This is a genomic window from Cohnella sp. (assembly GCF_041641335.1).
GTDB lineage: Bacteria > Bacillota > Bacilli > Paenibacillales > Paenibacillaceae > Cohnella.
The window spans coordinates 100,605-123,308 of the sequence record NZ_JBEPYQ010000002.1 but is presented as its reverse complement, the minus strand read 5'-3'; the positions used below and the strand labels follow the sequence as shown (position 1 = coordinate 123,308).

Below are 22,704 nucleotides of genomic sequence, written 5' to 3'. Positions count from 1 at the left end.
TGGGCGTTTCTTTTTGCTTGCGAGGGGAGTATAATAGGAATTAACTCCAAGTATTAAGACCAGGTTATAAAACTAAACCAAAGCAGGAGGACGCGCCCATGACGCATACAGGTTCCGTCCAGCGAATGCATCGCCACGCCGAATTGGGGATTTCCGACGATCGCGTAGTCGAAATGTATAAGACGATGATGCTTGCCCGGCGGTTTGACGAGCGGGGGCAATTGCTTCAGCGCGCAGGCAAAATTAATTTTCATATTTCCGGCATAACCCAGGAGCCTTCTCAAGTCGCGATGGGTTTCGCGATGGATCGAGACCACGACTGGTTCCTGCCTTATTACCGGGACTTCGCGTTCGTACTTTCGGTCGGCATGACGGCCAAAGAATTGATGCTGTCGCTGTTTGCCAAAGCCGAAGATCCGAACAGCGCGGGCCGGCAATTGCCCGGACACTTCGGAAGCAAGCGGCTGAGAATCGTAACGGGCTCCAGCCCGGTCACAACGCAAGTTCCTCACGCCGCAGGGTTCGCTCTGGCGGCCAAAATGCGGAAGGAGCCTTCCGTTGCGATCGTGTCTTTCGGCGAGGGTTCGAGCAACCAGGGCGATTTTCACGAAGGATGCAATTTCGCGGGCGTTCACCAGCTTCCGGTTATTTTCGTATGCCAGAACAATCAATACGCGATCTCGACACCGATATCCAAGCAAACGAGGGGACGCATCAGCGACCGCGCTCTCGGCTACGGATTTCCCGGGATCCAGGTGGACGGGAAAGATCCCTTGGAAGTTTACCGCGTCTTTAAAGAAGCCCGCGAGCGTGCGGTTAAGGGCGAGGGACCGACGTTGATCGAGATCCTGACCTATCGGCTTACGGGGCATTCGAATACCGATAACGACATGACCTATCGAACCAAAGATGAGGTCGATTCGCATAGGGGCAATGACGGATTGCCGATGTTCAAGCAATACTTGACGGAAACCGGCTTGTGGTCGGAGGAGAAGGAAGCGGCGATGCAGGCCGAAATTCGCGCGATCATCGACGAAGCGACGGACTACGCGGAAAAGGCTCCGTTTCAATCGACGGAAGAAGCCTTCCGGTATGTATACGCGGAGGAGAACGGGGAGGGCGAAGCATGCCGGTAATCGAGTATATCGAAGCCATCAGGCTCGCGATGAAGGAAGAAATGGAACGGGATAACGACGTGTTCGTATTGGGCGAAGACGTTGGCCTCAAAGGCGGGGTGTTCGGGACCACCAAAGGGCTGCAGCAACAATTCGGAGAGCTTCGCGCTCTGGACGCGCCTCTCGCGGAATCGGCGATCGCCGGGGTGGCGATCGGAGCGGCGATGGCGGGGATGAAGCCGGTCGCCGAGATGCAGTACTCGGATTTCATGTTCCCCGCGACCAATCAGATTCTCAGTGAAGCGGCCAAAATCCGATACCGTTCAAACAACGACTGGGATTGCCCCGTCGTCATTCGCGCTCCGATCGGGGCAGGCGTGTTCGGCGGACTCTACCATTCTCAATGTCCGGAATCCGTCTTTTTCGGAACGCCGGGTCTTAAAATCGTTGCCCCTGCCACCGCGTATGACGCGAAGGGCTTGCTAAAGGCGGCCATTCGCGATCCGGACCCGGTTCTCTTCTTCGAAAACAAAAAATGCTACAGGCTCATTTCCGATGAGGTGCCTGAAGAGGATTACATCGTTCCAATCGGAAAGGCGAAAGTGATGCGCGAAGGAACCGACTTGACGGTCATCGGCTACAGCATGCCTCTCCACTTCGCGATGCAAGCCGCCGAAGAGCTGTCCAACGAGCTGGGGATTGAAGCTCACATTCTCGATCTGCGTACGATCCAGCCGCTCGACCGTGACGCCATTCTCGAAGCCGCGGCCAAGACGGGCAAGGTTCTGATCGTCCACGAGGATAATAAGACCGGAGGCGTCGGCGCCGAAGTCGGCGCGATCATCGCGGAAGAGCTCCTGTACGATCTTGACGCGCCGATTCGCCGGTTGTGCGGCCCCGACGTGCCGGCTACCACGTTTCATGCTCCCGGCGAGAAGCATTTTATGCTGAACAAAGAGAAGCTGAAGACGGCGATGCTGGAGCTCGCGCGCTACTAAGCCGGTTGCCGGATTTGGAGAGGGGAATTGGATCAATGGCTAAGAAGATTGTGGAAGTAGCGATGCCCCAGCTCGCGGAATCTCTCGTATCCGCGACGGTCGACCGGTGGCTCAAGCAGCCGGGAGATAGGCTGGACATGTACGAGCCGATCTGCGAACTCATTACCGATAAAGTCAACGCGGAGCTGCCCTCTACGGTTAGAGGAAAGCTCGTCAAGCATCTTATAGGCGCGGGAGAAACGGTGGAAGTTGGAGCCGCCATCTGTCTGGTGGAGGTGGAAGCGGAGGCCGAGGCGTCCGCTGAGCCGCAAGGCTCCGATTCTCCGGCATCTTCGTCGGGAGAGGCTGCGGCGTCCCGGCCTGCGGCGGCAGTATTGTCTGCCGCAGGGTTCGACGCCAACGCTCCGATGCGCCATCGTTACTCTCCGGCCGTCCAGCGGCTGGCCGCGGAGCACGGCATCGATCTGAACCGGGTCCCGGGGACCGGAGAAGGCGGACGAATTACCCGCAAGGACGTTCTGGAGGCGGTGGCTTCCGGGAACGCGGCAATCGGGACGTCCCCGGCCGCCCCGGCTCCTGCACCGTCGTCAGCGCCCGTTCCGAGCGCGGCTTCGCTCGCACCGATGGATCCGACAATTCCGGTGCGTTCATCGGGCATCCATCTGTCCGAATCTCCGCGAATCCCTTCGATCGAAGTGGAAGGGCAGGAAGTGCCCGGACGCGGGGAATATTTTATCGACGTAACGCCAATCCGCAATACGATCGCGACCCGGATGCGTCAGAGCGTCAGCGAAATTCCGCACGGCTGGATGATGATCGAGGTCGACGTAACGAATCTCGTGCTGCTGCGCAACAAGCTCAAGGACGAATTCCGCAAGCGCGAGGGCATCAACTTGACCTACATGCCTTTCATGATCAAGGCGGTCGTGAACGCGATCAAGGACTACCCGATCATGAACTCGGTATGGGCCGTGGACAAAATCATCGTCAAGCGCGACATCAACATCTCGCTGTCCGTAGGGACGGAAGATTCGGTCGTCACGCCGGTCATCCGCCACGCGGATCAGAAGAACATTTCGGGACTTGCCCACGAGATCGACGATCTGGCAAGACGCACGCGCGAGAAGAAGCTCAAGCTGGACGACGTTAACGGCGGTACGTTCACGGTGAACAATACGGGGTCGTTCGGCTCGATTTTGACTCAACCGATCATCAACTACCCTCAGGCCGCGATCATCACGTTCGAATCGATCGTCAAGCGTCCCGTCGTTATCAACGACATGATCGGCGTTCGTTCGATGGTGAATCTGTGTCTGTCGCTCGACCACCGGATATTGGACGGCGTCATCTGCGGGCGGTTCCTGCAGCGGGTGAAGGAAAATCTGGAGGGCTACAATCTGGAGACGAAAGTGTATTAAGGAGATTGCCCGGCTCGTTGCGCTCAAGCGCGGCGCGTCGGGTTTTCTTGACGATTCAGAAAGGATAAAATCCGCTATCCTTGTCTGAATCGTCTCCGACAAACCGCATTCATCGTCCAGAGGACGCCGAAGGCGGTTTGCTTGATCGTTCAGATAAGCTACAATAAGGTAGGAGTTCGGGCAGGAGGTTGCGCGGCATGAAGGAACTGAACGTCGAATGGTTATCCCGGCTGAAGTACGGAGAGGCTTGGGAACTGCAGAAGCAGCTCGTTAAGGAGATCGACCGCAGCGAACGCAGAGATTCCTTGCTGCTGCTCGAGCACTCGCCGACTTATACGCTCGGCACCGATCGCCATCCCGAGCACTTGCTGTACAGCAAGGAAGAGCTGGGCCGGCGCGGAATCGAAGTGTTCGAGATCGATCGCGGAGGAGACATTACTTATCACGGCCCCGGACAGCTGGTCGGTTATCCGCTGCTTTACTTGGATGCCGCGGGGCTCGACCTGCATCAATACTTAAGGAATTTGGAAGAGTCGATCATTAAGCTGTTGGCCGAATTCGGCGTTGAAGGCGGAAGGAAGCCGGAGTATACCGGCGTATGGGTAGGAGATCGGAAGATCGCCGCGATCGGGGTCAAATTCAACAAAGCCCGGACGAGGCGGGGTTTCGTCACGAGCCATGGCTTTGCTTTTAACGTGAAGAGGAACGTGGAAGAGGACGGCTTCCAGGGCATTATTCCGTGCGGTATTGCGGAATACGGAGTAACCTCCCTGGAGACGTTAACCGGTACCGAGCTACAGGTGGAAGAAATCGGAAGACGAATCGTTCCGCACTTCGCCGAAGTGTTCGGCTATTCTTCCGTTACTGGAGAAGGGATACTCCCATTAACAAGGTCGTAGCGACCAGCGCGAACAGAGTGACGTAGATGACGATTTTAAACCAGCGGCGGCTCATGGGCGGCTGCACATCCTTTCAGATTAAGGCTTATCCATACCCCTATTGTAACGAATACGACTTCAGGAGGAAAGATCATGGTTCAAAAGGATAGACTGGTAGCCGAATTTATGGAATTGGTGCAAATCGATAGCGAGACGAGATACGAGGCCGAGATCAGCCAAGTGCTGAAAGCGAAGTTCGGTGCGTTCGGATTGGAAGTGACCGAAGACGACGTGGCCGAGAAGATCGGGCATGGAGCGGGCAACCTGTTCGCTTGGCTGCCTCCGACGGCGGGGCAAGAGTCCGTTCCGGCGATTCTGTTCACGTCCCATATGGACACCGTCTCCCCGGGCAAAGGAATTAAGCCTCGCCTCGATGATGACGGCTACATCCGCAGCGACGGCACGACGATTCTGGGCGCGGACGACAAGGCGGGACTGGCGGCGATGTTCGAAGCGCTGCGGGTGATCGGCGAGCGGCAGCTGCCGCACGGCGGCATTCAGTTCGTCATCACGACCGGAGAGGAATCGGGGCTGATCGGTTCCCGCGCGATGGACGGCTCCCGGCTGCGCGCCAAGTTCGGGTACGCGCTCGATTCCAACGGCGAGATCGGGGCGATCGCGGTGTCCGCGCCGACGAATTCCCGCCAATACATCACGATCCAGGGCAAAGCCGCCCATGCGGGCGTAAATCCGGAAGACGGCATCAGCGCCATCCAGGTGGCGTCCAAAGCGGTATCCCGGATGAAGCTTGGCCGCATCGACAGCGAGACGACGGCGAATATCGGACGATTCGAAGGCGGAGGCGAAGTGAACATCGTCGTCGACACGATCAAGATTTACGCCGAAGCTCGCAGCCAGGTGCAGGAGAAGATGGATGCGCAGGTCGAGTCGATGCGCGAAGCGGTCGCCAGCGCGGCGAGCGAATGCGGAGCCAAGTTCGACTTCGAAACGGTGACGATCTATCCGGCGTATTCGCACGACGACAGCACGGAGGTCGTTCAAGTCGCGAAAGCGGCCATCGAGGCGATCGGGCTGACGCCGCGAACGTTCTCCTCCGGAGGCGGAAGCGATGCGAATATGTTTAACGGCAACGGCGTTCCGACCGTCAACCTGGCGGTAGGCTACGAGCACATCCATACGACGAAGGAGCAAATCAAGGCGGACGATCTCGCGAAAGCCGCCGAGCTAGTTCTGGCGATCGTGAACGAGACGCTGAAGCGGTAAGCAAAGCGCGCATAAGGGCAGCTCCCCCGGCTTGTCGGCTAAGGACGCTGCCCTTGTCCATTCAAGGAGCGGGATAAGCTTGCAGCCTCAAGAGCCGCTCCGGGGCGGCTGCTTGGCCGAGAGCAGCGCGACGAGAGGCGTGCGCCCTCCGTGGAGCTTGTTCTCTTGACGAAGCGCATGGCGGATTTCCCAAGCTTTGCCGACGAATTGCAAACGTTGCGACGAAATATATTTTTTCAACATGGGCGCAGCCTCCTCGTATCGGCTGCGTCATCCGTACGTTAATGGGACGAGCTGCCTATACGTTGAAAGTATGCGCGAGCGGACGAAATTAGACTGGGGGATGCCAAATGAGCGAAAACAAACAGATCTCCTCGCATCCGTTCTACGAACGGACGTTGGAGAGCAAGCCGATCTTCGAAGGCAGAATTATTTCCTTGCAGGTGGATACGGTGAGTCTGCCCAACGGCGAGACGGCGACGAGGGAGATCGTGCGCCATCCCGGAGCGGTGGCGGTCGTGGCGCTCCTGGACGGCAAAATGCTCGTCGTGGAGCAGTTCCGCAAGCCGCTGGAGAAAGTCCAGGTGGAAATTCCGGCGGGCAAGCTGGACGCGGGAGAGGAGCCGGAAGCGGCAGCGCTCCGCGAGCTGGAAGAGGAGACGGGCTATCGGGCGAGAAGCATTCGCCATCTGCATTCGTTCTCCACGTCGCCCGGCTTTGCCGAGGAGATCGTGCACTTGTACGTGACGGACGACCTGGAGCCGGGGCAGGCGCACCTGGACGACGAGGAGTTTCTGACGTGCGAGGCGATTACGCTGGAGCAGGCGCAGGCTTATATCGCGGAGGGACGGATTTGCGACGCCAAAACGCTGCTCGCGGTCTACGCCTGGCGGATGTACGCATTAACAGGAGCGTTCTGATCGATGGGCGATTCGCAAGCGCAAACGGTGTCGAAAGAGAGGCTGTCGCCCTATTTCGCCGATCTTCACGTGCACATCGGCCGATCCCAGGACGGCCAGCCCGTTAAAATAAGCGGGAGCCGGAATCTGACTTTCCGCCAGATCGCCGAGGAAGCGTCCGAACGCAAAGGCATTGAGCTGGTCGGGATCATCGATTGCCACTCGCCGGCCGTCCAGAAGGACATTCTCGATTGCTTGCATTCGGGCGAGATGGAGGAGGTGCCCGGCGGGGGTATCCGGTACCGCAAAACGACTTTGCTGCTCGGAGCCGAGATGGAGGTCAAAGAAGAGGGGGGCGGCCCGTTTCACTTGCTCGTTTATTTGCCGACGCTGCAGGCCATGCAGGAATGGACCGAGTGGATGAGGCCCCGCGTCGTCAACATTCGGTTAAGCACGCAGCGGATTCGCGTCTCCGCCGCGGAGCTGCAAGCCGAGCTGCTTGCCCGCGGAGGGCTCCTCATCCCGGCCCACGTGTTCACGCCGCACAGAGGCTTGCTCGGCTGTTCGGCCGATCGGCTGGCGGATCGGCTCGATCCCGGCGGTATCGCGGCTGTTGAGCTCGGTCTCAGCGCGGATTCGGATATGGCGGGGCTGCTGTCCGAGCTCGACCGCTATCCGTTCCTGACCAATTCCGACGCGCATTCCCCAGGTATGATCGGCAGGGAGTGCAATGAGCTGTCGCTGGCTACCTCATCTTTCGCGGAGTTCGCGAAAGCGCTCAGAGGAGAGGAAGGCCGCCGCATTCTCGCCAACTACGGACTGCATCCTGAGCTCGGCAAATATCACGAGACTTCGTGCGCGGCATGCCGCCGCTCCGTTCCCGAGACGGAGGGGGAGGTCGCCGTCTGTCCTTATTGCGGGAGCCCTCGCCTTACCCGAGGCGTATCCGGACGCGTTCGTCGTCTGGCGGACCGGGAGCGCCCCGTACATCCGGAGGGAAGGCCGCCCTATCGGCCGCAGGTGCCGTTGTCTTTCTTCCCGGGCGTCGGGCCGGCCAAGCGGGAGAAGCTCTTCGCCGTGGTCGGCACGGAGATGGACGTGCTCCATCGCATTCCCGCGGAAGCGATCGCCGCCGTAACGGGAGAGAAAATCGCGCAAATGATCGTCCGCGCGAGGGAAGGCAAGATTGCGTTTACGTCGGGAAGCGGCGGAAGCTACGGAAGCATCCGGCAATCATAAACGGATCTTGTCCATCATACAATGAGGCACGGGACATGCCGCTAAGGATGGACAAGGAGGTTGGCCGCCGTGAACTTCCGCTTGTGGAATTTGTCGGCTCGCGACAATTTGAATCTATACGTGTTTTTAGGTGTGCTCGTGCTGGTCGGGGCGATCTTCGGGGCGATGCTCGTCAACGCGCTCACCCTGGATCAGCAGCAGGAGCTGACCGACGCTCTCGGCGTGTATCTCGCCAAAGTCGACAATCCGGACAACGCCTCGCCCGCTGCGACGTTTCGCGAGAGCTTTCTGTTTTATGGAAAATGGATGCTGCTCATCTGGTTTCTCGGACTGTCGGTCATCGGCTTGCCCCTGGTGTTTGTGCTCGATTTTCTCAAAGGAGTCCTAATCGGGTTTGCCGCAGCGGTGCTGGCCCAGCAATTCGCTTGGAACGGCGTGCTGTTTTTCCTGCTCGCGACGGGACCGCGCAACGCGCTGGTCGTACCCGCTCTCATGATCGCCAGCTTGTCGGCCGCGAGGTTCGCGTATTTCGTCGTTCGGGAGCGGTTGTTCCGCCGCAAGGGACAGCTTCTGCCTCCGTTTCTGGCGCATACGGCCGTCGCCGCGGCGATGCTGCTCGTGCTATGCGTCGCCTCGCTGTACGAGGCTTTCGTGTCGCCGAACTTGCTGGATCGCATCGCGCCTTCCGTCGTAAGCCAAGAAATTTCCGCCTTATCTTCTAAATTTTGATGCGAGGTTTGACTAAATGAATAGGCTTCTCCTATAATGGAATGAAGTGCACCAGCTACCGGAGGGGAAACCATGGAAGCCCGCATTGAAAAAATCAAACAACAGTTGCAGTCCCAGGGCTACAAGCTGACTCCGCAACGGGAAGCGACGGTTCGGGTGCTTCTCGAGAACGAAGAAGACCATCTCAGCGCGGAGGACGTCTTTATGCTCGTCAAGGATAAGGCGCCCGAAATCGGCCTGGCGACCGTCTACCGGACGCTTGAGCTTCTGAGCGAGATGCACGTCGTAGAGAAAATGAACTTCGGCGACGGGGTGGCCCGTTACGATCTTCGTACGGACAGCAACAAGCACCATCACCACCATCTAATCTGCGTGAAATGCGGATCCATGTCGGAAATTATGGAAGACTGGCTGGGACCGCTTGAAGAACGACTGGAGAAGGAATATCGCTTTTCCGTGCTGGATCACCGTTTGGATTTCCAAGGCGTCTGCGCCAAGTGCCAAGCGAAGGAAACCGCCGGAGAATGACGCGACAGCAAGAGGCTCCCCGAATCTCGTTCGGGAGAGCCTCTTTTTCCATGCTTATTTTCGTCCCTTCGTTCCTATAACAGCTTGCGAATATGCTCTTCTATGCGCTCGGGGGTAACGGTCGGCGCGAAACGCTTGACGACTTTGCCGTTGCGGTCGACCAGAAACTTGGTGAAGTTCCACTTGATGTTCTTAAGCCCGAGAAAACCCGGGGCCGTTCGGGTGAGGTGGCGATACAGCGGATGCATGCCGTCCCCTTTGACGTCGATCTTGGCGTACAGCGGGAAGGTGACTCCGTGGTTGATCTGGCAATGCTGAGCCAGGGAATCTCCCTCCAGAGGCTCCTGGTTGGCGAACTGGTTGCTGGGAAACCCTACGACGGCAAGGCCCTGGTCCGCGTAGGTTTCGTGCAGCTTCTGCAGACCGCCGAACTGGGGAGCGAAGCCGCACTTGCTCGCCGTATTCACGATCAGCATAACCTTTCCTTGGTGCTCGGCCAGCGTAGTTTCTTCGCCTTTTCCGGATTTGACGGGGATATCGTATAGGGACATAAGAGAAACCTCCTTAGTTTTGTTGACGTCAGGCATATATATTGCTATAAATTAAATTGTATACAACCAATAAGAAAAGTCAATCCTTTAACGGAAAAATCGAGAAGGAGAACGAAAATGGACTACGAATCCGCACTTAACCTGGACAACCAGCTATGCTTCGCCGTATATGCCTGCGCAAGGGAAATTACGAAGCTGTATCACCCGCTCCTTAAGCAGCTGGGGCTGACCTATACGCAGTACATTACGCTTCTCGTGTTGTGGGAGGATCGCCGGGCAACGGTCAAACATTTGGGAAAGCGGTTGTATCTCGACTCCGGCACGTTAACGCCTCTGCTCAAGAAGCTGGAACAAATGGGGTTGATCACGAGAACGCGGGATCCTCAGGACGAACGAAGCGTGATCGTCGGATTGACCGAGAAAGGCGCCGCCATGAAGGAGAAGGTCCGCGACATCCCGCAGCAGCTGTTCTGCCAGGCAGGGGTTGCTCGCGAGGAGGCGGACGCACTGCGCGAGCAGATCGTCGCGATGCTCGCCAAAGTTCAGGGAATGACGTCGTCTCCAGCTCTATAACCGAATGACTCGCCCAAAAAAGGCATGCCTCATGCCGCAATCGCTGCGGCAAGAAGCATGCCTTATGCTGTTCAGTGACGAAACGCGACATCCGCCCACTGGCGCACGGCGAGCGACGGAACGATATCGTACTCCTCCTTGAGCATGGAACGAAGCTGATCGTACTTCAGCTTGGCCATGCCCAGGTCGCCGTTATCCGCATGGAATTGCATAATCATGAAATACAGCTCTTCCGAGAAAGGGAACTTCTGTTCCATCATCTCGTAAGTTTCCAGCGTTTCTCTGCGATAGCCCAACGTACGCCACATTTCGCTTACCGCGTGGGCATGCTTGTACCAAATATCGCGCAGCCTTTTCCTCTCGTTCTCGGCCCATGCGTAATCCGTCTCCGACAAATAATCTCCTCCGTAGCTCTGCAGCCAGGAAAGGTGCTCGGCCGCCGTTTCGGGGGAGAGCTCGGGCAGCGCCAACCGGCCGTTCTCCCATTCCTGAACGTCGTACCGGTTGTTGCCCAGATCGAGGTAATAGTCGCTTCCGCTGTTCGTCAGCCGAATCGTGAGACCTGCGGCCTCGATGGACTTGCGGATCTGGTACACCGTCGTGTACAGCTGCGTGAACGCCTTCTTGTACTCCGTGTCCGGCCAGAGCAGGTCCAGCAAAATATCTTTGCGAACCGGCTGGTTGCGCTTGTACACCATGTAGGCGAACAGCTCTTGTGCGCGGACGGTGCGCCAGGAGAACGGTTCCGCCTTGCCGTATTCGATGTTTAATCTGCGAAAGCAGCTGACCGTGGCAACGGGGGCCTCGTTCTCTCTCTCTCGGGACGGAGTTCTTTGCTTCAATCGACTGATCGTATGGGCTAGTCTGCCGGCGTTAATCGGCTTAAGGACGTAATCCAGAGCGGCAAGCTCGAACGCCTTGATTGCATATTCGTGGTAAGCGGTCACGAATACGATCTCGATCTCGTCGCTGATCTTATGAATCCGCTCGGCGGCTTCCAGACCGGAAATCTCGGGCATATCGATATCGAGGAAAGCGACATCGGGACGCAGCTCCCCGATCCGCCGCAGAGCGTCCGCCGCGTTCTGGAACTTGCCTACGATCTCGATGCCGCCGATTTTCTCCAACTGTCTCTCCAGGTCTTTCAGCGCCAGTCCTTCATCGTCTACAAGAATTGCTTTCATAAGGCACCATAATCTCCTAATCGGTATGCGTAGATAATAAGCCGCCGATATGGTTTGTCCGGCCTATTTCTATTATATCGGCATTTGGGCGCTCGAAAATAAGCGATTAGCGAGCCGCCGGCTCGATTTGCAAAAGTCCGCAGCCGACCGCGGTTTTACCGCCCGGAATTCGCAGCGCCGCTTGCTTCAGTCTGCGGGCGACTTCGGTGGCGGTGAGCTTGGGACGAACGCCTCTAAGGAGGGCGGCGGCTCCGGTCACGTGCGGAGCGGACATCGAGGTTCCCGACTCCCTGCGGTACGTGCCGTGCAGCCATGTGGACAGAATGCTGACCCCGGGAGCGGATAGGTCGATGCCGCGTCCCCGGCTGGAGAAGCTGGCCGCGCGATTGGCGCGCGTGGTGGCGGCTACCGCGATCGTCTCCGGATAGCGGGCTGGCGCGTCGATCTGCGACAAGGCGGCGCCGCTGTTGCCGGCGGAAGCGACGATGACGGCGCCGCGGCGGCGGGCTTGACGGATCGCGTTTCTAAGCAAGGCGCTATCGGCGGCCAGACCGAAGCTCATGTTCAAAATTCGAATGCCCCTCGCCAGGCACCATTCGATTCCTTCAATAATGTCCGAGATAAAGCCGGAACCGTTCTCGTCGAGCACTTTGACGGCATACAGCTCGACTTTGGGCGCGACTCCGTAAATTCTCCTTCGCCCCGTCGCAGCCGCAATTCCGGCTACGTGAGTGCCGTGGCCGTTGTCGTCGGCGTAAGATTTGCCCGTTATCGTGTTCACGCCGCCGGCGATGGCGAGATCGGGATGGCGAGCGATCCCGGTATCGAGAATCGCGATCTTGATCGAGGCGCCGGAATTCGAAGCGGGCCATACCGGCGGAGCTTTGACGCGATGGACGTTCCAGGGGATGCGGCTCTTGACGACGGCCGACAGGCCAGGCAGCTTGGGGCTCGCCAATCCGTGGGCTTTGACTTTGCGATCCCGCTCGACAAGGGCGATGCGGGGATGGCTGCGCAGCTGCTTCCAATAGGCGCCCTTGTCGCCATGACAGCAGATCATCCGCATCGAGTCGACCTGTTTCACCGGCCGAATGCCCGCCGCGGAGAGATGCTTGAGGCAGCTGTGATAGTCCTGCGACCGGCGGAACACGATGTTCCTTCGTTCCGTGCGGGACGTCGGTGTGCGCTTCACCGTCTGGCTGAGTTGCTTGGCCAATGGCTTCATCGGATGTCCTTCCTCCTGGGCGGATCATAAACGTACTCACGATCGTATTCTGTAGTAGGGTATGGAAGATTCGCACAGGAGGTGCATTGGGCCTCGCGCACATATTTTCTAAGGGCGGGGAGATTGTAAAAGGGAAGGACGAGACTGCGTGCGGGGAGGAACGAGCATGATTGTCGGATTGCCCAAAGAGATCAAGAAGCAGGAGTATCGCGTTGCGCTTACGCCTGCCGGCTGCGAGATGGTCGTGAAGCAGGGCCATGGAGTCGTCGTTCAGCAGCAGGCGGGCGAAGGAAGCGGCTTCGCCGATTCCGAGTATGCGGCGGCCGGGGCGCGGCTGGTCGGGAGCGCGCAGGAGGTATGGTCGGCCGCGGATCTGATCGTAAAGGTCAAGGAGCCGTTGCCAGAGGAATTTGCCTTCTTCCGTGAAGATCAAATGGTGTTCACTTATTTGCATTTGGCCGCCGCGCCGGATCTGGCCCATGCGCTCGCGGACCGGAAGGTAACCGCGATCGCGTACGAGACGATCCAAGCGCCGAACGGAAGTCTCCCGCTGCTCACGCCGATGAGCGAAGTGGCCGGTCGGATGTCCGTACAGGAAGGCGCGAAATATTTGGAGGCGTTCCAGGGCGGCCGGGGCGTGCTGCTCGGCGGAGTACCGGGCGTGCCTCCCGCTGAGGTCATTATCATCGGCGGGGGCATCGTCGGGACGAATGCGGCCAAGATGGCGCTCGGCCTCGGAGCCGAAGTCGTCGTCCTTGAGAAAAGCGCAGATCGGATGCGTTATCTCGACGACGTGTTCCAAGGACGGCTGCGCACGCTTACGAGCAACCCCTATAATATCGCCAATGCGGTTCGCAAAGCCGATCTTCTGATCGGAGCCGTACTCGTGCCGGGCGCAAGGGCGCCGCGGCTCGTCACGGAGGACATGGTGAAGACGATGAAGAGAGGCGCCGTCATCGTCGACGTGGCCGTGGATCAAGGGGGATCGATCGCGACGATCGACCGGGCGACGACGCACGAAGACCCGATCTACGAGAAACACGGCGTTATTCATTATGCTGTCGCGAACATGCCCGGGGCCGTGCCCCGCACTTCGACGCTGGCGCTTACGAATGTCACGATCGATTATGTTCTGCAGCTGGCGCACAGAGGGTTCGAAGATACGGTGAAAAGCAACCCGATGCTGGCGCTCGGAGTGAATGCGTACCGCGGAGCGATGACTCATCCGCAGGTGGCGGAAGCCGTAGGGCTTCCTTATACGAAGCTGGAAAGCTTGTGGTGACAGGCATGAATGTCTCCCCTTCTTCATACGGTTGAGTATGGGCAAGGACAAGAAGGGGGGATGAGGATGAAGGATCCATTGGAGAGATGGTGGGAGCGATTGCAGTTTACGCTCCTTTTTCTCGCGCTTGCAGTGGTCGTTCACGGCTTCTTCGGATGGTTTCACGGCTGGCTCGATCCGGATGATCCCTATAGAATACCCGAGGGAAAAGCGTTCAAGGTATTCATGACGGGCGAAGGAAGCGACCCGGACGTTTCCCCGGGAGATCGCCTGCGATTGTTTTATTGGTTGGGGGAATAGGTTCGGAAGGAGATGCGCGGTCGCGCGTGGAATGTAAATGAAGTCCGGATGTTGACGGACGAGGTCCAGAGCAAGAGAAAGAGAAAGGAATTCGTCATGGAATTAAGGAGCCTGCTGAACGCTTATCTCGTGTACTTGAAGGAGGAGCGGGGCGTCTCCCGCGGAACGGAACAAAGCTATCTTGGCGATCTGTCCGACTTCATGAACTTTCTGGACAGGCATCGCGCGGGTCTCGCGGCCGAATTAAGAGCGGCGCATCTGACCGCATACGTGAATGAAATGCGCGCCCAAGGCAGATCGTCGGCCACGATCGCCCGCCGCATTGCGGCGCTTCGCTCTTTTTGCAAGTATCTCGTGCTTAAGCGCATCGTCGATATCGATCCGGCGATGCAACTGGAAGCGCCCAAGGCGGAGAAGAAAGCGCCGAAAACGATTCGATCCGGAGAATTGGACAAGCTGCTGGAACTGCCGGACGTCAGCCAGCCTTTGGGAATTCGGGACAGGGCGATGCTGGAGCTGCTGTACGCGACCGGTTTGCGGGTGTCGGAGCTTGCGTCTTTGGATGCGGAGCACGTTAGACTGGACATGGGATTTTTGCTATGCTTAGGATCGGGCGGCCGGGAAAGAATGGTGCCGGTGGGAGCGAGCGGTAACCACTGGGTCTCGAAATACGTACTAGAGGTTAGGCCGAATTTGCTGGAGCCGGGCAGGCGCGAGGATGCGCTGTTTCTCAATCAGCAGGGATCGCGCTTGACGCGCCAGGGAATCTGGAAAATATTGAAGAACTACGCCGGCAGGTTAGGGATGGACGCGTCCCCGCAAGCGCTTCGCGGTTCGTTCGCGTCGCACATGCTGGAGAACGGCGCCGATCTGCGAGCGGTGCAAGAGATGCTGGGAGTATCGAGCGCGGCTGCGCTGCAGCCTTACTTGTCCGCCGCTAAGCCGAGACTTACCGAGGTGTACGAACGCAATCATCCCCGCGCGGGGACGAAGCCCGGAGTTTGAAGGCGATATTTGTTTGGGAAAAGAGGAATCGAGGCATGACTTTTAAACGGATTACGGTTATCGTACTGGACAGCGTAGGCATCGGAGAGCTGCCGGATGCCGCGCAATACGGGGATACGGGGGCGCATACGCTCGGTCACATTATCGAGAGAGTGCCTGAGCTGGAGCTCCCGAACCTGCGCAAGCTGGGACTCGGCAACATTGCTCCGTTGGGGGCTTGGCAGCCGGAATCTTCGCCGAGCGGATACTTCGGCAAGATGGCGGAGGTTTCGGTCGGCAAGGATACGATGACCGGTCATTGGGAGCTGGCGGGACTGCGCATCGACAAACCGTTCCGCACGTTTCCCGACGGTTTTCCCGCCGCTCTGATCCGCCAATTCGAGGACGAGACGGGGAGGTCCGTCATCGGCAACAAGCCGGCGTCGGGCACGGAGATTCTCGACGAGCTGGGCGCGGAGCAGATGAGAAGCGGCTCGTGGATCGTCTATACTTCGGCGGACAGCGTCTTCCAACTGGCGGCTCACGAGGACGTCATTCCTTTGGAGGAGCTGTACAACGCATGCCGGGTGGCGCGCAGGCTGACGATGAAGGATGAATTTTCGGTCGGCAGAGTGATTGCCCGGCCTTACGTAGGCGGTCCTGGAGCGTTCAAGCGGACATCCAACCGCCACGATTACGCAGTGAAGCCCCCGCAGCCGACGGTGCTTAACGCCCTGAAAGCGGGAGGAGTGGAAGTGGTGTCCGTCGGAAAAATCAACGATATTTTCAGCGGAGAAGGCATCGCGAGAGCGACGTCGACGAAGAGCAACGCGCACGGCATCGAAGTGACGATCCAGGAGCTTAAGAAAGAGTTCGACGGCTTCCTTTTTACCAACCTGGTCGATTTCGATTCGCTGTACGGTCACCGGCGCGATCCGGAAGGCTACGGGCGGGCGCTTGAGGAGTTCGATCGCGCGCTCCCGGATATGATGGCGGCGATGAACGACAACGATCTGCTGCTGATCACGGCCGACCACGGCAACGATCCCATTCATGCCGGAACGGATCATACCCGGGAGTTCGTGCCGCTGCTGGCATGGAGCCCGAGCTTGACCGGATCGGGACAACTGGCGGATCGGGCCACGTTCGCCGATGTCGCAGCCACCATCGCGGACAACTTCGGGATCGAATTCAAGACACACGGTTCCAGCTTTCTTCCGCTGTTGAAGTAACCGATGGATATAGAGGAGAGGTTAATGCTATGCAAGCGATAACGAAAACGATGATCGAAGAAGCGGCGGCGTTCATCCGCAGAACGACGGACGTGCGCCCGGAGATTGGCTTGATTCTCGGCTCCGGCTTAGGGGTTCTTGGGGACGAGCTGGAAGATGCGGTTACGATTCCGTACGAGGATATTCCTCATTTCCCGGTCTCGACGGTAGAAGGGCATGCCGGAGAATTGCTGATCGGCAAGCTGCAGGGCTGCAACGTCATGCTGATGCGCGGCCGATTCCACATGTACGAAGGCTACGAGCCGGAGCGTACGGCGTTGCCCGTTCGGGTCATGAAGGCGCTGGGCGTGCAGAAGCTGCTCGTGACGAACGCGGCCGGGGGCATCAATCTGGATTTCGCGGCGGGCAATTTGATGCTCATCTCCGACCACATTAACTTAACAGGCAAAAATCCGTTGATCGGTCCGAACGACAACGCGCTCGGCGTCCGGTTCCCGGATATGTCCGAAGCGTACAGCAGAAGACTGCGCGGCATCGCTCAGGAGACGGCCAAGGAGCTTGGATTCGAACTTAAAGAGGGCGTATACGTCGGCTTGCTCGGCCCGAACTACGAGACGCCTGCGGAGATTCGCATGCTGCGTACGCTTGGAGCCGATGCGGTGGGCATGTCCACCGTATCCGAAGTGATCGTCGCCCGGCATTCCGGCATCGAAGTGCTCGGCATTTCGTGCATCAGCAACGCGGCTGCGGGCATTCTGGATCAGCCGCTCTCGCACGAAGAGGTTATGGAGACGACCGAGCGGGTGAAGGAACAGTTTTTATCGCTCGTACTGTCGGTCCTTCCGAAAATGTAATAACGGCAAACAAGCAAAAACGTCTTCAGCGTCATCTTGACGCTGAATCAGTGAAAAAGGAGCTCGCCCCTCGGGGGGGCGGCTCCTTCGTTATGTGAAGGGATTATTTGAGAATATGCCTCTTGAGTACGTGGATATCGTGATCGTGCTGGGTCGACTTGTCCATGAGATAGAGGATGGAGTCGTTGAAGCGGGTCTGCTCGGTTTCTACTCTCTCCAAACGCTCGTCCATTCTTATTAATACTTGTTTTATCCCATCGATCTCCTGCTTAACGCCGCCAATTTCCTTCTGAACTCCGCTAATTTCCTGCTTAACTCCGCTAATTTCCTTCTGAACTCCGCCAATTTCCTGCTTAACGCCGCCAATTTCCTGCTTCATCCCATTCATTTCTTGCCGCAACTCATGCTGTTCGCTCAGAACCTTCCCTACCATGCCGATTAGCTGCCCCATCATATCCTCGAGCCTAGCCAGACGTTCTTCAGACATTAGTAGACCCCTCTCGCGAATGATTTACTAATATTAGCAAACATGTGTTCGGATGTCAAGGTTCGGGATATTTTTCAGTTATTTTTCAGAAGTTGTTCAGGAGACCTTGCTAATATTCAGCTATGTGCTTTTTTTGCATGCGGAAAACCGAGAACAATCAATTAGTCATGAACAACAGAGGTCCGAATGCAGGCTGCAACACTTCATATTAGAAAGGAAGGATTTTGTGAGAGTTAGCAGAGTAAGAGTGAGCAAGAACCGCGCTAGACAAGCCAAGCAAAAGCTGACGATTTTCGTTGCGCTCGCGTTGGTTCTTCAGTTGGCGACGCAGTTGTTTGTGACGCCGTCTTCGCATGCGGCAGAAATTGCAGAACCTCTAATTACCAAGGTAAGGCTTTTTGACCAGAAGCCTGATGCCAACGGGACGCCTAATGGCAATGAGTTTCCGAATCAAAATGATGTGAAACTTGATGCGACTAAGGAAGTTGCTATTGTTATGGATTGGTCGTTGCAGGATGGGCATTCTTACAACGACGGAGATACTTTCACTTTTACGTTGCCTGACCTCTTTAAGGTTCAAGCTCCTATTAATGGAACGTTATCGGGCGGTGTGGGTAACTTTGTCGTTAATACGGACCACACGGTCAAGTTTACTTTCAACGAAAATATTAATGGCAGTCAAGGTTTGGAAGACGGATTCTTCTGGGTGTGGCTGAAGTTCGACGAGGGCAAGCTGGACGACGGTCTGGAATACGAGCTTGATTTCAAGGCTCCGATAAACGAAAAGATCAAGGTGGAGTTCGGGAATAAGGCCGAAGACAAGCTTGTCAAGACGGGAGAGGCCACCAAAAACGGCTTTAACTCGGATAAGATTAACTGGGTTGTTCAATTCAACCAACAGCAACAAGCCATTACGAATGCCCAGCTTAACGATACTTTGGGCGACGGTTTGACTCTGGATGGCATGATCAAAGTTTATGAACTTAAAGTTCAACCGGACGGTTCGGTGAAGAAGAAAGACCCTGCGTCACCGGTCGAGTATGATAGTTTTCCAATCAATCTGGTAGATACTGACAAGGCTTACCAGGTTGAGTACGCGACAACCGTGACGGCTCCTACCGACGGCTCGGCCAGCAAGACGTATGAGAATGCGGTTAAGTTAACTGGAGGTGGCATCGACGAAAAGAACGATAAAAAACAGGTAACAATCAGCTTTAACGAGCCGTTGTATAAGGAGACGATAGACCACGACTTCGGTTCAAATAGCGGCAATCAGACGATGAAGTGGGTCATCAAATACAACTACAATCAGCAGACGATTGCGGCAGTCGATGCCTGGATTAAGGATGAGTTGACTGGCATCGAAAATCCAATTAAGCAGAGCGTTGTGGTTAACGATGTCGTTCATAATGGCGACACTATTGAAGGTTTGAAAGTGTATCCCGTGACGATCGACGGCGACGGAATAGCCTCTCGCGGCAGCATGGCGATTGATCCCAATTTGTATGAGGTTAAGCCACTGGAAGCGGAGGATACAGATTATAACAAAGGCTTCGAGCTTAAATTTATAAACGACGTAGACAAGCAAGCCTACGATATCGTTTACACGACGAAAGCTGAGGAGCGCGTCTACAAAAATACAAAATTCAAGAATACTGCAACAATCTATGGCAACAAGACAAAGGAGGCCAACGGGGAGTATCGGGAAGTCATCTTTAGAAAGACGGTTGCCAAGGAAGACTTCAATGAAAAGAAAATCAAATGGCAGCTTGAAGTTAACCGCGATCAAAAAGAGATGACCGACATCGTGATCAAGGATGAGTACTTTGGTCAACACATGAAACTGATTAAGGATACCGTCAAGGTGGATGGTGTCGCGATCGCTGAAGATGAGTCCATATTTGAGCTTGTTGATGAAGTTGTTAATCCGACAAATGATCCAGGAAATTATAATAATGGATTTACAATCCAGTTAAAGTCGGGGAAAAGCACTTCCAAACGTCACTTCATTACGTTCGAGACAACGTTTGATCCTACAGCGGGTATGCCTGCTGGCAATAAGTACGTGAACACGGCGAAGATTTATTGGAAAGAGCCTACGAACTCGAATCCGGATCCTATTGAAAAAAAGGCGGAGGTTCAGGCTAAAGAGAATACCCAGAAGAACGGAAACAAAAAAGGCGAATACAACGCCAAAGACAAAACGATTCTCTGGACAATCGATTTGAACTACAATCTTTACGATCTTAAAAATGCGATCGTGAATGACCGTTTCAAGGCAGAAGATTCTGCTGCGAATCTGAAATACGTTGAGGATTCGATTAAGGTTTATAAGCTTCAACTCAACACAACTAACGACACGTATCCTGAGCCTGTCACGCCAGAAGATCCTGATTCTTACCAATTCCAGCTTGACAGTGACGGCAAAGGCTTCGAGCTGAAGCTGGGCAACGTTGGCAAGCAAGCTTATCGCGTACAGTACAAGACGAGCGTCGGCGGTGAGTATCCGGTCAAAGGAGTTTATTCTAACGATGCGACGCTTACGGACGAAGAGATTCCGGGTCTTAACTCGAAGTGGTCGGCGAAGGTAACGCCGAAATATGGCGGAGAGTATCTGCACAAATCCGGCAGACAACTCCCTGGTACGGACAAAGCAGAATGGACGGTTATCGTGAATCCGAGCCAATCCCATATCCCGGCGGGCTCCGTGTTTAAAGACAAACTGTCCGATAACCAGATTCTGCTCGGTAACACGATCAAGGTGTACAAGACGAATCTCCCGCCGAACAACTCGGGCAATTTTCCTAAAGGCGATGAACTGAAAGATCCGGAAGAGCCGGACTACTCGGTGTCCGTGACGGAAAACGAGTTTACGATTACGTTCCATAAAGCTCTGTCCACGGCGTACATCGTCAAATACGAATCATACATTAATGCATTCAACGGAGATCTGATCGGCAACGAAGCCTCCTATCATGGCGACACCGTGAAGGTTAAAGAAAACGACCAGGATGGGTTCAAAGTACAAATGGCGGATGCCGGCGGCGGAGCTGGAACGGGAACGGGCAAGCTCAAAATCGTTAAGCTTGATGACGAGAACAAATCGATCGCGGGTGTGAAATTCGAGTTATGGAATGCTGCTGGCACCCAAGTGCTGGAGGAACTAACGACTGACGCGAACGGAGAAGCCGAGACGCTGCGCAAGTACCGCCTTAACAGCACGTCCGGAATTTCGTACAAACTGAAGGAAGTATCGGCTCCGAGCGGATACCTCGTACACCCTGAATATGGTACAGTTGGCGGAAAAGAAATTAAACTGATCGGCAAACAGGATGACTTGGCCGCGCCGTTCGTGGTCGAACCGATCACGATTGTCAATGAGGTCATTCGCCAAGGCTTCGAGCTTGTGAAGGAAGATTCGGTTACGGGTGCCAAACTTACGGGAGCTAAGTTCGAATTGAGAGACTCCAACAACACGGTCATCGACGACAACTTGGTTACGGTAGATGGGCGATTGGGCAAAGGTAATCTTCCGGCGGGCACCTACACGCTGATCGAAACGGAGGCGCCGTTGTTCTATACACTCGACCCGACGCCGATTCCGATTGAAATTGTCGCCAATCAGACACAGATTGTTACGAAAACACATCCTAACGTGAGAGGATCCGACGGAAAGTTAACCGTCACCAAAGTGAACGCCAAGGATCCGGATAATCTGAAGCTTAAAGATGTAGAGTTCGAGTTGTGGAACGACCAAAACGTACTCGTGGATACGAAAACGACGGACGTTAATGGAGTAGTCGAGTTTACAAACCTGCCTTACGGTTTGTACACGATAGTAGAAACGAAAGCGGAAGGCTTCGTCATCGAGAATCCAAATACGAAAGTATCGATTCATCAGGAGAACACTTCGTTGATTATCGAGAACAAGGAGCATATTCGTTCGGTCAGACTGGTGAAGTATAATGCGTCCAAGTCGCAGCTTCTCAGCGGCGCTGTGTTCGAACTGTGGCGTTCTACACTCAACTTCGATCTTCAGGGCAACGAGATTTATGAGCGCGTGACAGGGTTGACTCCGGCGCAGCTGACGACGGGTGCGAACGGTGAGTTGTTCCTGGATGAACTCGAACCAAACAAATATCGCCTGATCGAAATTCAAGCGCCTTACGACTATCGTCTGAATACCGATCCGGTAGAATTCGAGATTACGACAACGCAAACGGCAACGGTCCTGGTGGAAAAAACAAACGAGAGAATCCCGAGCTCGGGCGGATGTTGTGCGCCTGGTCCGGGACCATCGGAGACGCCGAAGCCGACGGAGGAGCCGAAACCGACTGAGTCTCCGAAGCCGACCGAGTCTCCGAAACCTACCGAAACTCCTGAGCCTACCGAAACTCCGAAACCGACGGAGCCGACAGAAACGGAGGAGCCTAGCAAGCCAGGAGAGAAAGTAAAAGAGAAAACGACGAACGACAAGCCGGTTGAAGGAACAACGGAAGTTCCCAAAGGCGGCAAAGTTAAAGTCGGAGAAGAGCCGAAGCACGGCACGGTAACGATCACGCCGGATGGCAAATGGAAGTATACGCCGGACAAAGACTACAAAGGCAAAGATTCCTTTACCATCATCGTGACCGACTCGGAAGGCAATGAACAGGAAATTCTCGTCGAGATCGACGTGGACGACGTTCCGCGCGGCGGGGTTAACGACGGAGGCAAAACTCCGACCAAAACATTGCCGAAAACCGGGGAAGAAAGCCCGCTGCCGCTTCAGCTTGCCGGCCTGGCCCTCATTGCGGCAGGTGCATTCATCATGTACCGCAATCGTATTTTTCGAATGAAGAAAGAATAGATAGAGAGATAGAGATAGATAAATAAAGACAGATAGAATTTCATAGAGAGAAAAAAACTAAACCTGCCGGTCAATCTGGCAGGTTTTTCCTTGTG

22 protein-coding genes are annotated in these 22,704 nt (G+C 55.9%); 16 read left to right on the top strand and 6 right to left on the bottom strand.

The features are described 5' to 3' along the window. Positions 1-98: 98 nt before the first annotated feature. The 4 genes from ACESLM_RS01285 to lipB all read left to right on the top strand — a co-directional run bounded on the left by ACESLM_RS01285 (position 99) and on the right by lipB (position 4,430). Positions 99-1,136: a thiamine pyrophosphate-dependent dehydrogenase E1 component subunit alpha gene (locus ACESLM_RS01285; RefSeq protein WP_372629235.1), complete on the top strand. Its 1,038-nt coding sequence runs from the start codon at positions 99-101 to the stop codon at positions 1,134-1,136. Continuing rightward, entirely contained in the window at positions 1,127-2,113 is a 987-nt protein-coding gene (locus tag ACESLM_RS01280; protein ID WP_372629234.1) for an alpha-ketoacid dehydrogenase subunit beta, read from the top strand. Before ACESLM_RS01285 ends, ACESLM_RS01280 begins: the two co-directional genes overlap by 10 nt. 35 nt (positions 2,114-2,148) lie before the next feature. Continuing rightward, positions 2,149-3,531, top strand: coding sequence for a dihydrolipoamide acetyltransferase family protein (locus tag ACESLM_RS01275; protein WP_372629232.1), 1,383 nt, complete (start codon positions 2,149-2,151; stop codon positions 3,529-3,531). A gap of 197 nt (positions 3,532-3,728) precedes the next feature. Then, positions 3,729-4,430, top strand: coding sequence for a lipoyl(octanoyl) transferase LipB (lipB, locus tag ACESLM_RS01270; RefSeq protein WP_372629230.1), 702 nt, complete (start codon positions 3,729-3,731; stop codon positions 4,428-4,430). Here lipB and prli42 read toward each other — a convergent pair. Further along, complete coding sequence (gene prli42 / locus ACESLM_RS01265) at positions 4,393-4,485, bottom strand: stressosome-associated protein Prli42 (protein WP_372629228.1); 93 nt, start codon at positions 4,483-4,485, stop codon at positions 4,393-4,395. The two genes, lipB and prli42, sit on opposite strands and share 38 nt — an antisense overlap. 77 nt (positions 4,486-4,562) lie before the next feature. Here prli42 and ACESLM_RS01260 point away from each other — a divergent pair, with 77 nt between their 5' ends. Next, entirely contained in the window at positions 4,563-5,693 is a 1,131-nt protein-coding gene (locus ACESLM_RS01260) for a M20/M25/M40 family metallo-hydrolase (protein ID WP_372629226.1), read from the top strand. Between the two features lie 87 nt (positions 5,694-5,780). Here ACESLM_RS01260 and mciZ read toward each other — a convergent pair whose 3' ends face one another. Then, positions 5,781-5,933 (bottom strand): Z-ring formation inhibitor MciZ, encoded by a 153-nt coding sequence (gene mciZ / locus ACESLM_RS01255; RefSeq protein ID WP_372629266.1) that lies wholly within the window; start codon positions 5,931-5,933, stop codon positions 5,781-5,783. Positions 5,934-6,043: 110 nt separating this feature from the next. Between mciZ and ACESLM_RS01250 the strand changes: the two genes are divergently transcribed. The 4 genes from ACESLM_RS01250 (at position 6,044) to fur (ending at position 9,088) form a co-directional block, all read left to right on the top strand. Then, positions 6,044-6,613, top strand: coding sequence for an NUDIX hydrolase (locus ACESLM_RS01250; protein ID WP_094042843.1), 570 nt, complete (start codon positions 6,044-6,046; stop codon positions 6,611-6,613). A 3-nt stretch (positions 6,614-6,616) separates the two neighbouring features. Then, positions 6,617-7,831, top strand: a complete 1,215-nt coding sequence (locus ACESLM_RS01245; protein ID WP_372629224.1) for an endonuclease Q family protein — start codon at positions 6,617-6,619, stop codon at positions 7,829-7,831. 69 nt (positions 7,832-7,900) lie between these two features. Then, positions 7,901-8,560 carry a stage II sporulation protein M gene (gene spoIIM / locus ACESLM_RS01240; RefSeq protein WP_372629222.1) on the top strand — a complete coding sequence of 220 codons (660 nt, stop codon included), beginning with the start codon at positions 7,901-7,903 and terminating at the stop codon, positions 8,558-8,560. 72 nt (positions 8,561-8,632) lie between these two features. Further along, a complete protein-coding gene (fur, locus tag ACESLM_RS01235; RefSeq protein ID WP_372629220.1) occupies positions 8,633-9,088 on the top strand; it encodes a ferric iron uptake transcriptional regulator in 456 nt (151 codons plus the stop codon). Between the two features lie 74 nt (positions 9,089-9,162). Here the strand turns inward: fur and ACESLM_RS01230 are convergent, their stop codons facing one another. Further along, positions 9,163-9,639: a glutathione peroxidase gene (locus ACESLM_RS01230; RefSeq protein ID WP_372629218.1), complete on the bottom strand. Its 477-nt coding sequence runs from the start codon at positions 9,637-9,639 to the stop codon at positions 9,163-9,165. A gap of 117 nt (positions 9,640-9,756) precedes the next feature. Between ACESLM_RS01230 and ACESLM_RS01225 the strand changes: the two genes are divergently transcribed. Beyond that, positions 9,757-10,212, top strand: coding sequence for a MarR family winged helix-turn-helix transcriptional regulator (locus ACESLM_RS01225; protein ID WP_372629216.1), 456 nt, complete (start codon positions 9,757-9,759; stop codon positions 10,210-10,212). A 71-nt stretch (positions 10,213-10,283) separates the two neighbouring features. Here the strand turns inward: ACESLM_RS01225 and ACESLM_RS01220 are convergent, their stop codons facing one another. After that, positions 10,284-11,396 (bottom strand): response regulator, encoded by a 1,113-nt coding sequence (locus ACESLM_RS01220; protein WP_372629214.1) that lies wholly within the window; start codon positions 11,394-11,396, stop codon positions 10,284-10,286. A gap of 106 nt (positions 11,397-11,502) precedes the next feature. Next, positions 11,503-12,621 (bottom strand): S8 family peptidase, encoded by a 1,119-nt coding sequence (locus tag ACESLM_RS01215; RefSeq protein ID WP_372629212.1) that lies wholly within the window; start codon positions 12,619-12,621, stop codon positions 11,503-11,505. 166 nt (positions 12,622-12,787) lie between these two features. On the opposite strand from ACESLM_RS01215, the gene ald reads away from it, so the two are divergent. From ald to ACESLM_RS01190, 5 genes are all read left to right on the top strand, one after another. Next, positions 12,788-13,903, top strand: coding sequence for an alanine dehydrogenase (gene ald, locus ACESLM_RS01210; protein WP_372629210.1), 1,116 nt, complete (start codon positions 12,788-12,790; stop codon positions 13,901-13,903). A gap of 66 nt (positions 13,904-13,969) precedes the next feature. Next, positions 13,970-14,203 carry a DUF4227 family protein gene (locus tag ACESLM_RS01205; RefSeq protein ID WP_372629208.1) on the top strand — a complete coding sequence of 78 codons (234 nt, stop codon included), beginning with the start codon at positions 13,970-13,972 and terminating at the stop codon, positions 14,201-14,203. Between the two features lie 96 nt (positions 14,204-14,299). Further along, entirely contained in the window at positions 14,300-15,208 is a 909-nt protein-coding gene (locus ACESLM_RS01200; RefSeq protein WP_372629206.1) for a tyrosine recombinase, read from the top strand. Positions 15,209-15,243: 35 nt separating this feature from the next. Then, positions 15,244-16,419, top strand: coding sequence for a phosphopentomutase (locus ACESLM_RS01195; RefSeq protein WP_372629204.1), 1,176 nt, complete (start codon positions 15,244-15,246; stop codon positions 16,417-16,419). Between the two features lie 29 nt (positions 16,420-16,448). Then, a complete protein-coding gene (locus ACESLM_RS01190; RefSeq protein ID WP_094042831.1) occupies positions 16,449-17,273 on the top strand; it encodes a purine-nucleoside phosphorylase in 825 nt (274 codons plus the stop codon). A gap of 103 nt (positions 17,274-17,376) precedes the next feature. Here ACESLM_RS01190 and ACESLM_RS01185 read toward each other — a convergent pair whose 3' ends face one another. After that, positions 17,377-17,760, bottom strand: coding sequence for a hypothetical protein (locus ACESLM_RS01185; RefSeq protein ID WP_372629202.1), 384 nt, complete (start codon positions 17,758-17,760; stop codon positions 17,377-17,379). Between the two features lie 247 nt (positions 17,761-18,007). On the opposite strand from ACESLM_RS01185, the gene ACESLM_RS01180 reads away from it, so the two are divergent. Continuing rightward, positions 18,008-22,609 carry a collagen binding domain-containing protein gene (locus tag ACESLM_RS01180; RefSeq protein ID WP_372629200.1) on the top strand — a complete coding sequence of 1,534 codons (4,602 nt, stop codon included), beginning with the start codon at positions 18,008-18,010 and terminating at the stop codon, positions 22,607-22,609. Positions 22,610-22,704 lie beyond the last annotated feature (95 nt).